Raw genomic sequence first — 14,773 nt, 5'->3', positions numbered from 1 at the left:
TCACCCCGTGCGCAAGGGTCATCAGCTCCGCCGTCTGGTCGTGGGGGAGGACGTCTGGCTCTGGTCGGTCCGCCACCGACACACGCCGGGGCCGGAACAAGGGCCGGGGCGGGGGCGGCCGGAGTGCCGCGAGGTGCTTTCCCTGCACCACGGTGCCACCCGGGCCACGGTGCGGATCGTCTTCCGTGAGCGCCCGGGCCGGATTGTCGCCGGCGCCTATCTGCCCGGAGGCTCGGTCGCCGCCCGTGAGCGCGGGATGCTCAACCTCCACGAACCGGGCGTCGTCCGCCGCTTCCTCGACGCGCTGCCCGACGGGGTACGCGACGCGGCGAGGGGCGACGGGCCACGCCCGTCGGCGTCCCGCGAGACCGAACTGGACGGCTGGCCGCTGTTCGACGCGCTGACGGCGGCGGACCACGGCTGACCCGGTGCGCGGGGTGCGCCGACCACGAAACGGCCCTAGGCCACGGTGTGGAAGAGGGCCGCTGCCTCGCCCCGTGACCCGACCCCCAGTTTGGTGAGGATCTTCGCCACGTGGAACTTCACCGTCGACTCGCTGATGTGCAGCTCCTGCGCGATCGCCCGGTTGCGGTGCCCGAGCGCGAGCCGCGCCAGCACCTCCAGTTCCCGTTCGCCCAGGGCGATGAGCGGGTCGGGGGCCGGGTCGTGGGAGACCCGGAGCGGGATCGTCGCCGCCACCGTGGTCCCCCAGCCGGGCACGGCGTCGACGTCGAGCCGCCCGTCGAGCACGTCGAGCCGTTCCGTGACCCGGCCCGGCGCCAGGACCTCGTGGGTGAGGGCGCCGGGCCCGTCGTCCCGTACGGTCGCGCGCAACTCGTCGTCGGTGATCTGCCAGCCGACGTGCACCCGGGTCACCGTTTCCTGCTCCAGCACCTTCAGCAGCACGGCCCGGACGATCACCCGTGCGGTGTGCGCCACGTCCGCGGCGACCGTCCGGGCGGAGTCGGGCGCGCCCAGTTCCAGGCGGACCGGGCTGTAACGCACCAGCGGCCGGAGCGAGTCGGCGAGCCGGGAGAACGCCTGTCCGGCCGGCTCCTCGGCGATCTCCTGATCGCGTTCGGCCTCCGCGCGCAGCTCCACCAGGGCCGAGACCGCCAGGTCCGTCGCGGTGGCCCGGGCCGCCGCGTCGCCGAGGGTGCGGCTGCGCAGCACCCCCAACAGCGCGGTGAGCGCCGCCGAGTACGCCTCGCCCAGCTCCGCGATCACCCGCGCCCGGGTCCCGGCGGCGGTCCGCGAGCGGGCCAGCGCCCCGGGCATGGCCTCCGCCGCCAGCCGGTCGAAGTGGCTGGTCACCACGTCCCACAGGGCCTGGACGAGCGCGGCGGCCGGCGCGTCGACGGGCGGCGCACCGGCCCCCTCGCGCACCAGCAGCAGGACCGCGCCCCGGGGCGTCGCACCGCTCGTCACGACGAGGACGGGCCGCTCACCACCGGCGAGGGGCAGCATGCCCTGCCAGGGACGGCCCGGGACGCCCGAGGCGAGCAGCGGCGCCAGGTCGGCGGTGGAGAGCCGGTCGGTGATCTCCGGATCGCCGCAGGTCTTGAACGGTGAGTGGGCGCAGTGCGTGGAGAGTTCGGCCGCGGCGCGGTGCGGGACCAGCTCGGCCAGGACGGCGGAGAGCCGCGGCAGGATCTCGCCCAGTGGCTGGCGGATCACCTCGTGTGCGGCGGTCAGGGCGGGTACGGCTCCGGGTCCGGTCAACTCCATGCGTCTCAGCGTAGTCAGCAGCGCGAACGGCGGCGCTGGCCTTTCGGCCAGGCCGGACTGTCCTGATGGCCGGCGAGCGGGCCGCTCCCCGACGACGAGGCTGAAGCCGTCGGCAGGCAGGGCCTGCCGACCGGCTCATTTCATTGCCTTCAGCGGGGAGTTCCGCCATGCGAGCGATCATGTACAACGAATTCGGCGGCGCGGACGTGCTCGCCCTCCGACAGACCGAGAAGCCGGAGCCCGGCCCGGGGGACGTACGGGTGAGGGTGGTGGCCGTCGGCGTCAACCCGCTGGATTACAAGCGGCGTTACGGGTGGGTGGAGCAGTTCTACCCGACCACGTTTCCCGCCGTGCCCGGCCTGGAGTTCGCCGGGATCGTCGACGCGCTCGGCGACGGGGTCACCGAGGTGGGTGTCGGCGACGAGGTCTTCGGCTGGACCAGGACCGGCGCCTACGCGGAGTACGCCCTCGCCGGGGACATCGCGCCCAAGCCCGCCGAGCTGTCCTTCGCGGCCGCGGCGGCGCTGCCGGTCGCCGGTGAGACCGCTCAGCGCGTGCTCGACGCACTGGGCGTGCGGGAGGGCGAGACCATGCTGTTGCACGGCGCGGCCGGCGCGGTCGGCCAGGTCGCTGTGCAGCTCGCGGTGGCCCTCGGTGTGACGGTGATCGGGACGGCCTCGCCGGCCAACCACGACTTCCTGCGCGGCCTCGGCGCGGTCCCGGTGGCGTACGGGGCGGGCCTGGCCGACCGGGTCAGGGCGGCCGCTCCGAAGGGGGTGGACGCGGTCTTCGACGCGGCCGGTCACGACGCGCTGCCGGTCTCCATCGCGCTGCGCGGCGGAACGACGGACCGCATCGTCACCATCGCCGCCACGGACGCCGCCGAGCACGGTGTGCCGTTCTCGGCGGGCGGTACGCCGTCGGAGCAGGTCCGGGCGGGGCTGGTCAGGCACGCCCGGCTCGCCGTCGAGGGGAAGTTGACCGTGCCCATCGCCGAGACCTTCGCGCTCGCCGATGCCGCCAAGGCGCAGGAGCTGAGCGAGGCCGGCCATGTGCGCGGCAAGCTCGTCATCGAGGTCTGACGAGGTGGTGTCCGGTGGGCCGTCGGCGGTGCGGCGGCCCATCGGGCCGTGCGCCGCCCCACCCGCCTCAGCCCGAACTCGTCCTTCCGGTTTGTCACTTGGGCACCATCCGTTGCCCGGAGCCTCCTGAGCCCTTACGTTGAGCCCGCCTGAATCCGGCTCAACCCGCCGTCACCGCAGCGGGCTTCGGAAGGAAACCCCCCATGCACAGACGTACCTCCGAGCACACCCCCGAAGGCCGCGACCCCGCGGACACCGTCTCCGGGCGCGGCACCCGGCGCGCGTCCCGTCGTCGTCTCTCGCTGCGGACCGCCGTGGCCGCCGGCCTGGCGCTGGCGGCACTCGGTGCGGCGACCGCCGCCGCGGCCACGGCCGACGGCGCGTCCCCCGCCTCGTCCGCGCCCTCGCAGGCCCACCGCACGCAGCGCGTCGAGTACTTCCCCGGCGCGTCCGGCCATCCCCGGCACACCACCGTCCCGGCCTCCAAACCGCTGTCGCCGTCGGCCAAGTCAGCGATCACGGCCGGCGACGGCGACGTCACACCGATCGTGCAGAACGGCCCCGTCGGCAGCAAACTCGACGTGGTCTTCATCGGTGACGGCTACACGGCCGCCCAGCAGGAGGACTTCCACGCCGACGTCCGCGCCAAGTGGGCCAGGATCACCGCCGTCGAGCCCTACGCCTCCTACACCGGCCTGTTCAACGTCTGGGCGGTCGACGCGGTCTCCAACGACTCCGGCGTCTCCGGCGACCCCACCAAGGACGTGGTCCGCGACACCGCCCTGGACTCCGCCTTCTTCTGCGACGGCACCGAGCGGCTGCTGTGCGTCGACACCGGCAAGGTCGAGTCGTACGCCTCCAAGGCCCCGGCCGCGGACCTCGTCGTGGTGCTCTCCAACTCCACCAAGTACGGCGGCGCCGGCTACAACGACATCTCCTCGCAGGTGGGTTACGACGGGATCGCCACCGCCTCCTCCGACAACGACCAGTCCGACCAGATAGCGGTGCACGAGACCGGCCACTCCCTCGGCAAGCTCGCCGACGAGTACGCCTACGGGGAGTCCGGCACCTACACCGGGCCGGAACCGGCACAGGCCAACCTCAGCACGCTCTCCGCCGAGCAGATGGCCGCTCAGCAGCAGAAGTGGTACCGCTGGATGGGCCAGGCGTCGCCGGACGGCGGGCAGGTCGGCGCCTACGAGGGCGGCGGCTACTACGAGCACGGGCTCAACCGCCCCACCGACAACTCGATCATGCGCACGCTGGGCCGTGAGTTCAACCTGCCCGGCCGTGAGGCGATGATCGCGGGCTTCTACCGCTTCGCGAGCGTGCTGAGCAGCCCGGTGGCCGGCGACCGCGTGCAGCACCGCGGGGACCGGATCCGTGTCGGCGTGCCGGCGTCCGCCCAGGTGAGGTGGTACGTCGACGGCCGGGAGCGCAGGGCCGCACGGGGCAAGTCGTCGGTCGTGCCTCGCACCTTGGGGGTGCCGGCCGACGGCCGCCGGCACACCGTCACCGCCCGCGCCACCGACCGCACCGACGCGGTCCGCGACCCGGCACTGCGGACCCGGCTCTCGTCGTCGCTGAGCTGGCGGATAGCCCCGTAAGGCCGGTTACCCGCGGCGTTCCGCGTGCCCCGGGCGGGCCGGGTACCGTACCCCTCCCGCCCGGGGCACTGCTGCGCGCCGAAGGCTCACCCCGGTGCGCAAGAAGGTGAGGACGCCCGTGAGTTCCCGCACGATGCACGCCGACGAGGCGGCCATCGACCTGTCCTTGGTGCGCCGGCTGCTCGGTGCGCAGTTCCCGCAGTGGGCGGACCGGCCGCTCGCACGCGTCGATTCCGCCGGCACCTCCAACGCCATGTACCGGCTCGGTGCGGACATGGTCGTACGGCTCCCGCGGGTGGCGGGGGCCGCCGGTGACGTGGCGAAGGAGCACCGGTGGCTGCCGCGTCTCGCACCGGCGCTGCCCACGGCCGTTCCGCTGCCGCTGGGCAAGGGCGAACCGGCTGCGGGATACCCCTTTCCCTGGTCGGTCTACAGCTGGCTGGCGGGCGAGAACCCGGTCGTCGGCCGCATCGCCGAACCCGGGCTGCTGGCCGAGGACCTGGCCGCGTTCCTCGCCGCGTTGCACGGGGTCGACCCGGCGGGCGGGCCTCCTTCGTACCGCAGCGAACCTCTCGTGGCGCGTGATGCCGCCACGCGTGACGCGCTCGGCGCCCTGCCTGGCGAGGTCGACGCCGGCGCCGCGACGGCCGTGTGGCAGGCGGCGCTGCGGGCCCCGGAACGGTCCGGACCGGCCGTCTGGATCCACGCCGATCTGCAGCCGGGGAATCTGCTGACCACCGGGGGCCGGCTCGGTGCCGTCATCGACTTCGGCTGCCTGGGGGTGGGCGATCCCGCGGTCGACCTGATCGTGGCGTGGTACGTGCTGCCCGCCGCGGGGCGTCGGGTCCTCCGTGCCGCCGTGGCAGCCGATGACGCGGCGTGGGCGCGGGGGCGCGGCTGGGCACTGTCGGTCGCGCTGATGGAGCTGCGTTACTACCGGGACACCAACCCGAGGATGGCGGCCATCGCCCGCCACGTCCTCCGTGAACTCCTCGCCGGAGACGGGGTGGACGCCGGGTGAGGGGGGCTGCGACTGCCGGGGCGGCGAGTGCCGGCGAGCGGGTGCGGTGACACGGCACCCGCCGTCCCTCAGGTCGGGCAGGTGCCGTCCGTCCTCAGGAGTGTGCTGCCGCCCCCTCCCGCTCCATCAGGTGGGCCGCGGTACGGACGACGCGTTCCAGCAACGGTTCGTCATAGGGCAGAAAAGGCAGTGGGACGGCCTGACGGCCCGTGGGGAGCGTGATCTCGACCGGGTCACCGGACCTCGTGACCCGGCCGGTGGCCAGGTGGATGTCGTGTCCGTCGAGTCGCAGGTGCCGTTCGTCCAGCTCCATACGACCGGAGGCGAGATGATCGGCGAGGATGCGGCGCAGCGCCGCCCGCCGCAACTGCGCGGTTCGGCCGAGGGGTTGGGCGTACAGGCGGTGGAGCTGCTGCCGGCTGTCGGAGTCGTGGGCGTGGGTGGCGCACCAGGCGAAGCTGCCGGCGCTGATGAGGAGGTCGACGGAGCGCAGGACCTCCGACAGCCGGACGGCGTCGATCTCGGCCAGTGGCTGCGGACTGCCGTCCGCACGGCGGAGGGTGACCTCCCCGGCCTCCGCCCAGCCCGCGGCCCCCGGGTAGAGGCTCCCGGCGATGCCGAGCCACGCGGTGCACCCGTCGAGCGGCAGGGCGAGCACGTCGTCGTCGATGTTCCAGCCCTGGCGCACGGCCAGTCCGAGGACCACTTCGATCCGGACCAGATGGCCCTGGAACATGGTGGTGGAGTGGCCGGACTCCGGGGCCCGGTAGTGCTCTCGGTATGCCTGGCGGAACGGCTGTTGCCATGGGAGGCCCGCGATCCGGTCACGCCAGAGGTCCCGCTCGGCCGGCGTGGCGCGGGCCGGGTGCCAGAGGCGGACGGCGGCGGACGGGGCGGGAACGGGATCGGGGTGGTCCGCCGGGTCGGCCGCGGGCAGGAATGCCCGCCACTCCCCCGGCGCGTGCTCGACCTCCCAGATGAGACGACGGGCGGTACCCCGGGCCACGGGGTGGGTGGCCAGGGCGTCGCGCCAGCGGTCGTAGCGGTGCACGGCTCCCGCGAGGTAGCCGCCCTCCAGTGCGCGGGTCAGGGTGCGTATCTGGGCGCGGGCCTTGCCCAGCAGGTCGCGTGCGGCCGTGACCTGGTCGGGGTGGTCGCGGCGGGCGGCGGCCGGGAGGGACTTCAGGGCGCGGCCGTCGGCCCGTTCCCAGGTGAGCGTGGCTTCGTCGGTGACGGTGAGCACGGCGGTGTGGTCGCCGCACGGGAGTCGGCGGCTGCCCTCGGGGCCGAGGCCGAGGTCCGGGAGGCGGAGCGCGGCCTCCGGGCGTCGGCCGAGGTTGCGTTCGGCGCGGCGCAGCAGGCGATCGAGTTTCTTGGTGACCCCGGCGTGCCGGACGACGCGGCGGGCCTCGCGCAGCGCGGCGACGGATTCCGGGGTCGGCCATGCCTCGACGGCCTGTGCGAGGGCGATACAGGCGCTTTGCGAGGGCAGGGTCTTGGCGGCGGTCGGGGCGACCGCGAGCTGGGGCAGCAGGGTGCTGAAGACCTCCCCGGCCCATGGCTCGTCGCGGCGCAGCGCCAGCCGGGCGGCGCGCCGCAGGGTGTCCGCGTCGGCCGCGGTGAAGACCTGGTCGGCGACGTACGGAAACTCTCCGGCGTGCAGGGCGGCGAGCCGGGTGGCGGCGGAAAACATCACGTGGCGGGCCAGTTCGGCGTGGAGCGCGTCGGCCGCCCGTCCCGCTTCCGGATCCGGCAGGGGCGGCCAGTCGCCCGAGTGGGGGCCGTACCTTCGGTCCTCGCCGAGCGCCGCCCGGTCACGCGGTCCGGTCGCGAGGATCGCCTCGATCTCCGCGAGCCGCAGCGGGCTGTCGGCGTGGACCGTACGCAGCCGGTCCGCGAACGCCTGCTCGGTCTCCGGGCCGGCCAGGGCGGCCACCGCCAGCGCGGCGTCCGCGTACTCGCCTGGCTCGGCCGGCGCCACCTCCACCAGGGCCGCCGCGGAGGCGGCGAGCTCCGGCTCGTCCCAGGGTTCGGTGCAGCGCAGCAACCCGCCCGCGGCGTAGCGGAGATCGGTGGGGCGCGGGGAGGCGGCCAGCGCGGCGAAGAGAGCGGTGAGGGTGGCGGCGGTGAAGGACGGGGACACCGTGCTCCAGGTCACCTGGCGGGCGACGCGCCGGGCGTGGTCGGGAGCACTCCCGTCGGCGAGCGTGCGGTACGCATCCGGCAGGAGCGCGCCCAGCTCCTGGGAGGTCAGCTGCTCGCAGGCGGCCCGGAGGCCGCCGGACCAGTCGGTGTCCTGCTGCGGTCCGGCCATCGCGGCACGCAACTGCGCGGCGTGTGGTGACAGTTCGTCCATACCGACCGACCGTAGCGGCAGGGTCTGACAACGCGGTCCGGGCGGACGCGAGGGGAGGTCCGTCGCGGCCGCGTCCCCCGGCGTGCCCGCTCCGCGCGGCCGCCGGAGGGCGGTCGGGGGCGGGGGCCGCGATGCATCGCGCCCGGGCCTCCTCGCCCCCTGCCCCGCCCGGATCCGGCGACCGCCGTGGCGCGGGTCAGCCGCGCCGCGTTCCCGGGCTTCGCCGGGTCCCCGGGCTTCGCCGTGTGCCTGCGGCCGGCCGGGCGCGGCTGACGGTTCCGGGCGGGGGTGCCGACGCGCGGGACAGCACCCGCACCGGCGGGACGAGTCGCGCGCCGGTCCCGGCCCACACGCCGACGCTGTAGGTGGTCGCCGCGGAGGGCTGGACGCGGCGCCCGCCGGATGCCGTGGCGCGCGGACCGGACGGCAGCACCGGCAGGAGCCATGCCGCGGCCGCGCGGACCCGCGGGCCGGACGCCGGGGCGCGCCCGCGGGACGTCAGCAGCCGCGCCCCGGCGAAGACCGCCGCGGTGGCCGCCAGGTAACCCAGTTCGAGGATCGCGGCGTGCACCGTGGACACGTGGGCCGACCAGCCCGCGTCCCGGCGGCCGCCCTCGAACACCACGCGGTTGACGCTCAGGAAGGCCACGTGGGTGCCGATCGCCGCCCACAGCGGGGCCCTCCCCGGCGCGGTTCGTGCCGCGATCAGCGTGAGGCCGAAGACCGAGAGCAGCACCAAATAGGCGACGGGGTCCTGCCCGGCCGGCGCCAGGCCCATCGGCGGCGCCGGCACCCCCACCGCGTGGGCGACCCCGGCCTGCACCACGGTCGAGGCGGCCGGCACCAGCAGGAAGACCAGGGTGGTGCCCAGGGCGGAGAGCGCCCCGCCGAACCGGTCACGCAGCGACGCCCACGCGTAGCCGCGCAACGTCGTCTCCTCCGGCAGCGCCTCCAGCAGCACCGCCACCAGGGCGTTGCCCGCCAGGAACGACACCAGCGCCGCGGGGTCCGGCCCGGACCACCGGACCCAGCCGGCCGCCGTGCCGCCGCCCAGCACCAGGGCCGCACACGCCGTGGTGACGGCGAGGCCGCGGGCGAAGCCGTGCGCCGCGGCGGCGGGCGTCCCGAGGCCCAGTGGCCGTCCGCTGCCCGGCCGCCCGGCCCGTAACGCCAGCACGACGGGTACGGCCAGTGCGCTGACCAGCGCGGCGGGCAGCAACTGCGCCGGGTAGCCGGTCATGTCGAGCGCCCTGACCAGCGCTTCGCCCAGGGCGTTGCCCGTCCCCAGCGCGGCCGCCATCACCGCGCCGCCGAGCAGCGCCCTCCCCCAGGCCCGCCACGCGGGCCCGGTGTCCATCGTGTCCTTCTTCTCCTTCGTGGCCATCGGCTCCTCCTCCCGCCAGGTCTTCGGGCCTACGTGTGCCCGCAGCTCCGGTGCTGACGCGGAGGCCGCGCCCGTCCGACACGAACGGCGCGCCAAACCCTCCTGAGGTACGAGACGGCGCCGGTCGCTGCTCCCTCCTTCGGCCGTCCCCCGGTCGTCCCCGGGGGTATGTCTCCAGGTCGGGGGCGTACGCGGAAGGCCGGAGGTCAGCCGGCGGCGGGCGTCTGGCGCGTGGGGCCGGCCGGCGCCGCCACGCGCCGCAGGAGGGCGTAGACCGCCACCGCCACGAGGAAGGCCACGTAGTAGGCGAGGTCCGCGCCGTGCAGCGCCGCCGCCACCGGCCCGACGTACAGGGTCGTGTCCATGAAGGGCACGGCCGCGGCGAAGGCGGCGACGAATGCGGTACACGCGGGCCACCACGGCTGCGGCCGGGCGAGTTCCGCGGCGATGTCGAGCGGTGCGCCCCGCCGTGCCCGGGCCCGCAGCCGCGCGTCGACCAGCACGATGCCCACGAACCCGGGGATCCAGTAGCCGACGAACAGCAGCAGGTTCTGGAAGCGGACCGTGGTGTCCGCCGCGTGCAGCCACAGGACCAGCAGGAAGCCGAGGACGGCCGCGGCCGCGGCGGCGAGCGGCCGGGGAACCCGCAGGCCGGTCGCCTGCAGGGCCAGCGAGCCGCTGTAGTCGTTCATGGCGTTGCTGCACACCGCCGCGGCGGCGATGGCCAGCAGCCCGAAGGCGCCCAGGGCACCGCCGCCCAGCAGGCCGTGCACCCCCGCGGCGGTCTGGTCGGTGAACAGCTCGGCCCCCCACAGCCCCAGCGTCTGGACCCAGGCGAAGGAGAGCACCATGCCGAGCAGGGAGTACCAGAACATCCGGGGCCGGGACGTGCCGGCCGGCAGATAGCGGCTGAAGTCCGAGGCGTACGGCGCCCACGACAGTGCCAGGCTGAGCGCGATGGTGCTGGTCAGGACGAAGGCGCCGAGGCGGTCGGCCCCGTGCGCCGAGCCCGTCGCGGGCAGCGGGACACCGGACAGCAGTTTGCCGCCGATCACCAGGAAGGCCGCGCCAAGCACGAAGGTCATCACCGTCTGGAGGCGGTGCAGGACCTCGTAGCCGAAGACCCCGACGACGCCCTGGAGGAGCAGGATCACCAGCGCACCGAGCCAGAACGGCCAGCCGAGCAGCTGCGCCAGCGCCTCCCCGCCGAAGAGGCCGATGAGCGCGTCCCAGGCGACGGAGGAGAGCCACTGGGTGACCCCCGGCAGCACCACCCCGGCACCGAAGGCCAGCCGGGACAGCGGCAGCTGCCCGGTCCCGGTGCGGCTGCCCCAGGTGCAGAGGTAGGCGGCCGGCAGCGCGCCGAGGAGGGTGCCGAGCACCATGGCGGTCAGGGCCGTCCAGAAGTCCAGCCCCAGGGAGACGCCCACGGTGCCGGTGAAGACCCCGGTCATGGTGAGGTTCGGGGCGAACCAGACGGTGAAAAGCCGGGCAGGTTTCCCGTAGCGGTTGTTTTCGGGTACCGGCTCTATCCCGTGCCGCTCGACCGCCAGGTCGCCGGCCCGGGCGGGCATCCGCCCACGGAAGGCGGACTCATCGATGATCATTACGCTCCAGACGTCAACAGACCCGCCCCACGGTAGGCCGGACGTCCGCGCCGCCCCTCAGGGGGCCCGGCGGGAGGGATCCCCGGCGCCGCTCAGCCCAGTGCCCGGTCCAGATTGAAGGCGGCGCTGATGAGTGCCAGGTGGGTGAACGCCTGGGGGAAGTTCCCCGTCTGCTCGCCGGTGCGGCCGATCTCCTCCGCGTAGAGGCCGAGGTGATTGGCGTAGGTCAGCATCTTCTCGAAGGCGAGCCGCGCCTCGTCCACCCGGCCGGCCCGGGAGAGTGCCTCGACGTACCAGAACGAGCAGATCGAGAAGGTGCCCTCCTCGCCGCGCAGCCCGTCCGGGCTCCGGCGCGGGTCGTAGCGGTAGACCAGCGAGTCGGACACCAGCTCCTCACCCAGCGCGTCCAGGGTGGAGAGCCACTTCGGATCGGTGGGCGAGATGAACTTGGCCAGCGGCATCATCAGGACGGCGGCGTCGAGCACGTCCTCGCCCTCGTGCTGGACGAACGCCTTGCGCTTCTCGGACCAGCCACGTTCCATGATCCGCCGGTAGATCGCGTCCCGGGTCTCCGCCCAGCGGAGCAGGTCCGCCGGCAGGCCGCGGTGGTGGGCGATCCGCGTCGCCCGCTCGATCGCGACCCAGCACATCAGCCGCGAGTAGAGGAACTTCTGGGCCTTGCTCCGGGTTTCCCAGATGCCTTCGTCGGGCTGGTCCCAGTTGTCGCACACCCAGTTCACGAGCATGCCGACGGTGTCCCAGTGGGCGCTGGACAGCGGCTCCCCCCATTTGTCGTAGAGGTAGAGGGAGTCGATGAGGGCGCCGTAGATGTCCAGTTGGAGCTGGGCGACCGCGTCATTGCCGATCCGTACCGGGGCGGAACCCAAGTGGCCCTCGAGGTGGGTCAGTTCGCTCTCGGGGATCTCGCTGCGGCCGTCGATGCCGTACATGATCTGCAACGGTCCGTCGGGACCGGTCTGCAGGCAGATGTTCTCGGACAGGAAGTGCGCGAAGGCCCGGGCCTCGTCGGTGAAGCCGAGTCTGAGCAGCGCGTAGATGCAGAACGCGGCGTCGCGCACCCAGGCGTAGCGGTAGTCCCAGTTCCGCTCGCCACCGATCTGTTCCGGCAGGCTGGTGGTGGGGGCGGCCACCAGGGCACCGGTGGGTGCGTAGGTCAGCAGTTTGAGGGTGAGCGCGGAGCGGTGCACCATCTCCCGCCAGCGTCCCCGGTAGCGGGAGTGCGACAGCCATGAGCGCCAGTACCGCACCGTGGCCCCGAACAGCTCCTCCGCCTCCATGACCGCGCAGGCCCGGGGCTTCAGCCCGCCGCCGATCCGGTCCAGCGCGAAGACCGCCGACTGGCCCTCGTGCAAGGTGAAGGCGCCCCGGGCGTCCGGTCCGTAGATCTCGACCGGGACGCTGGAGGTCAGGGCCAGCGAGAGGTCCGGGGAGTCGAAGACCGTGTGGCCCTGCTCGGTCCGTACGGTGTGCGTCTGCCTGCCGTAGTCGAACCGGGGCGCCACCCGTACGGTGAACGGCAGCGACCCGCGGACGCACAGCACGCGCCTGATCAGACGGTGCCGGTCCGCCTCGCGCGAGTCGTCGACGATCGGCATGAAGTCCTGCACCTCACCGACGCCGTTGTCGGCGAAGAACCGGGTGATCAGGATGTTGGTGTCGGGGAAGTAGAACTGCTTCGTCCGGGCGGGCACGTCCGGGGCGAGCTCGAAGGCCCCGCCGCGGTCGGCGTCCAGGATGGCCGCGAAGACGCTGGGGGCGTCGAAGCGCAAGGGGCAGTACCAGTCGATGGTGCCGTTCGTCCCGACCAGCGCGGCGGTCCGCATGTCGCCGATCAGGCCGTGCTCGGCGATGGGCAGGTAGCGGGGCTCGTCCGCCTTGCTGGGGCGGAGGCTCGCGCAGGTGGTCATGGGACCTCCCCGGTGCTGGGGAGCAGGAGCACTGGATTCAGGTTACCTCCGGCCCGTTCCGGCCGGCGAACGACGACCGGGCGGTGGTGCGGAGGCCGGTGCCGGGCGCGTCCGTCCCGCCGGGCACGCCCGTACCCCGCCCGCACCCGGCGGGACCGCCGCCCCGGCGAACCGCGCCACCCCTTCCGCCGCAATTCCGCCCGGCCTCTAGCCACGCACCTGCCCGTCGTAGGAGCATGGCTCGCTTGCCCTCTCCTGTCCCTCGCCCGTCGCAGCCGCCGCTCGCCCGTCACGCCTGCCCCGTACGTCCCTCGTTCCGTACGCCGTGCCCTCGGGAGGACCCCGGACCATGAGCAGACCCCTCGCCGTACGCGCCCGCCTCACGCTCGTGCTCACCACCTTGCTTCTCGGCCTGCCGCTCGCCGTCCCGCCCTGGTCGCCGGCGCACGCCGCGGGCACGGACGCCCCGTCGCCCGGCTCGGCGGCGGAGGAGTACTGGAGCCCGCAGCGGATGCGGGCCGCCGAACCGGCCGTCGTCCGCAAGGCTGCCGGGGACACGGGCACGGCGCGGCCGGGCGCCGGACAGGGACGGGAGACCGGCCTCGCGGCGGATCCGGTTCCGCCGAGCCATCCGTTCGAAGGACTCCCGCAGGTCGGCACGTTCTTCTGGACGGACGGCAGCAACACCGGCCGGTTCTGCGGCGGAACGGTGGTCCGCAGCCCCCACCGGAATCTCGTGGTGACCGCCGGACACTGCCTGCGCTCGCCCGACCCCAAGCGTCATCTGTCGTTCGTGCCCCAGTACCACGACGGGCTGAAGCCGCACGGGATCTACCCCGTCGACCGCATCTACCTCGACCAGCGCTACTACGACCTCGGGACGGCGGCTGGCGCCCGCTGGGACTACGCGGTGGTACGGCTGGGGGCGCGCGCGGACGGGGCCGAGGTGGAGGAGGTGACCGGCGGCTTCGACCTGCTCCCCTACCCGGGCTACCGCCACCCGGAGGTCCGGCTGATCGGCTACCCCGGCAACAGCGACACCACCCATCCCGAACCGCTCGACTGCACCTCCTCCACCCACCGGTACACCAGCACCGACCCGGCGGCGCCCGGTGACTTCCTGGAGATCGCCTGCGCCGGCTACATCGGCGGCACCTCCGGCGGTCCGTTCCTGGTACGCGACTTCACCGGCTATGCGCTGATCGGCGTCATCGGCGGCTATCACACGGGCGGCGACTTCCCGGACGTCTCCTACAGCTCGTACTTCACGCTCGACACCCTGGCGCTCTACCTGCACGCGGTGCGCGGCGACACCCCCGCCGGCCCCCGTCAGACCGTGCCCTCCTCGGACTGACCGGCGGTGCCGGAAATCCGGGAAAGTGGGAATGCAGGGACATTTTGACGTCTCGTCACCATGCTCGCCGCGGTCGCCGATATCGCCGGGCACGGTGACGGTCCCTGTTAATGTCGGCGACGGGGGAAGGCCGGTTGTCCACCAGGTCAGCAGAGAAAGGTGACGCCCCGTTGGTGCCGTCGTTTCTCGTCTCCGTACTGAATCGCCTCTTCAGAAATGAGGCGTGGCGCCGGCTGCACGCACAGGCGGCGTTCTGGGTCTCCCTCGTCATGACCGCGATGCTGCTCGGGGGTGCCGCGCTGGTCCTGGTCGCCGAATCGGGGGCACCGCGCGCCAATATCACGTCGTACCCGAAGGCATTGTGGTGGTCGTTCGAGACTGCCACCACGGTGGGTTATGGGGATTTCTACCCGGTGACGTTGTGGGGCCGCGTCGTCGCAGCCCTTTTGATGCTCAGCGCCATCACGGCGTTCGGCGTCATCACGGCCGCGCTCGCCACCTGGTTCGTCGGCCAGGCGGAGCAGGACGTGGCCCGGCTGGGGAAAGCCGTGGGGAATCACGCACGGGAGGACGTGGCGGCGTTCCGCTCGGAGCTGCACACCCTGCACGCGCGCTTCGACCACGTGGAGACCCTGCTCAGGGACCGGGGCTCGCACCCCTCCGCCTGACGGGGAAAGCCGTGTCCGCGCGGCCGTCCGCGCCTCTA

General features: G+C 73.7%; 11 protein-coding genes. 6 read left to right on the top strand and 5 right to left on the bottom strand.

The window, feature by feature from the left end:
- The first annotated feature begins 7 nt into the window (after window positions 1-7).
- Window positions 8-424, top strand: a complete 417-nt coding sequence (locus SL103_RS17910; RefSeq protein ID WP_069570013.1) for a hypothetical protein — start codon at window positions 8-10, stop codon at window positions 422-424.
- A 35-nt stretch (window positions 425-459) separates the two neighbouring features.
- On the opposite strand, the gene SL103_RS39255 is transcribed toward SL103_RS17910, so the two are convergent.
- Window positions 460-1,728, bottom strand: coding sequence for a helix-turn-helix transcriptional regulator (locus SL103_RS39255; protein WP_069570012.1), 1,269 nt, complete (start codon window positions 1,726-1,728; stop codon window positions 460-462).
- A 167-nt stretch (window positions 1,729-1,895) separates the two neighbouring features.
- Here SL103_RS39255 and SL103_RS17900 point away from each other — a divergent pair, with 167 nt between their 5' ends.
- The 3 genes from SL103_RS17900 to SL103_RS17890 all read left to right on the top strand — a co-directional run bounded on the left by SL103_RS17900 (window position 1,896) and on the right by SL103_RS17890 (window position 5,438).
- Complete coding sequence (locus SL103_RS17900) at window positions 1,896-2,810, top strand: NADP-dependent oxidoreductase (RefSeq protein ID WP_069570011.1); 915 nt, start codon at window positions 1,896-1,898, stop codon at window positions 2,808-2,810.
- 203 nt (window positions 2,811-3,013) lie between these two features.
- A complete protein-coding gene (locus SL103_RS17895; protein WP_079145810.1) occupies window positions 3,014-4,417 on the top strand; it encodes a M64 family metallopeptidase in 1,404 nt (467 codons plus the stop codon).
- Between the two features lie 133 nt (window positions 4,418-4,550).
- The gene (locus SL103_RS17890; RefSeq protein ID WP_069570010.1) at window positions 4,551-5,438 is read left to right on the top strand and encodes an aminoglycoside phosphotransferase family protein; all 888 of its coding nucleotides are present in this window, start codon (window positions 4,551-4,553) and stop codon (window positions 5,436-5,438) included.
- Window positions 5,439-5,532: 94 nt separating this feature from the next.
- Here SL103_RS17890 and SL103_RS17885 read toward each other — a convergent pair whose 3' ends face one another.
- The 4 genes from SL103_RS17885 to SL103_RS17870 all read right to left on the bottom strand — a co-directional run bounded on the left by SL103_RS17885 (window position 5,533) and on the right by SL103_RS17870 (window position 12,713).
- Window positions 5,533-7,794 (bottom strand): DUF4132 domain-containing protein, encoded by a 2,262-nt coding sequence (locus SL103_RS17885; protein WP_079145809.1) that lies wholly within the window; start codon window positions 7,792-7,794, stop codon window positions 5,533-5,535.
- Window positions 7,795-7,990: 196 nt separating this feature from the next.
- A complete protein-coding gene (locus SL103_RS17880; RefSeq protein ID WP_069570008.1) occupies window positions 7,991-9,178 on the bottom strand; it encodes a CPBP family intramembrane glutamic endopeptidase in 1,188 nt (395 codons plus the stop codon).
- Window positions 9,179-9,384: 206 nt separating this feature from the next.
- Window positions 9,385-10,785: a purine-cytosine permease family protein gene (locus SL103_RS17875; protein ID WP_069570007.1), complete on the bottom strand. Its 1,401-nt coding sequence runs from the start codon at window positions 10,783-10,785 to the stop codon at window positions 9,385-9,387.
- A gap of 92 nt (window positions 10,786-10,877) precedes the next feature.
- On the bottom strand, window positions 10,878-12,713 hold the full coding sequence (locus SL103_RS17870) for a glycoside hydrolase family 15 protein (RefSeq protein ID WP_069570006.1): 1,836 nt from the start codon (window positions 12,711-12,713) through the stop codon (window positions 10,878-10,880).
- A 349-nt stretch (window positions 12,714-13,062) separates the two neighbouring features.
- Here SL103_RS17870 and SL103_RS17865 point away from each other — a divergent pair, with 349 nt between their 5' ends.
- Together SL103_RS17865 and SL103_RS17860 are read left to right on the top strand one after the other, a co-directional pair.
- Complete coding sequence (locus SL103_RS17865) at window positions 13,063-14,067, top strand: trypsin-like serine peptidase (protein WP_079145808.1); 1,005 nt, start codon at window positions 13,063-13,065, stop codon at window positions 14,065-14,067.
- Window positions 14,068-14,240: 173 nt separating this feature from the next.
- On the top strand, window positions 14,241-14,735 hold the full coding sequence (locus SL103_RS17860; protein WP_244303947.1) for a potassium channel family protein: 495 nt from the start codon (window positions 14,241-14,243) through the stop codon (window positions 14,733-14,735).
- The last annotated feature ends 38 nt before the right edge of the window (window positions 14,736-14,773 follow it).

This window comes from Streptomyces lydicus (assembly GCF_001729485.1).
In the GTDB taxonomy this organism is placed as follows: Bacteria; Actinomycetota; Actinomycetes; order Streptomycetales; family Streptomycetaceae; genus Streptomyces; species Streptomyces lydicus_D.
This window is presented reverse-complemented; position numbering and strand designations above follow the sequence as displayed.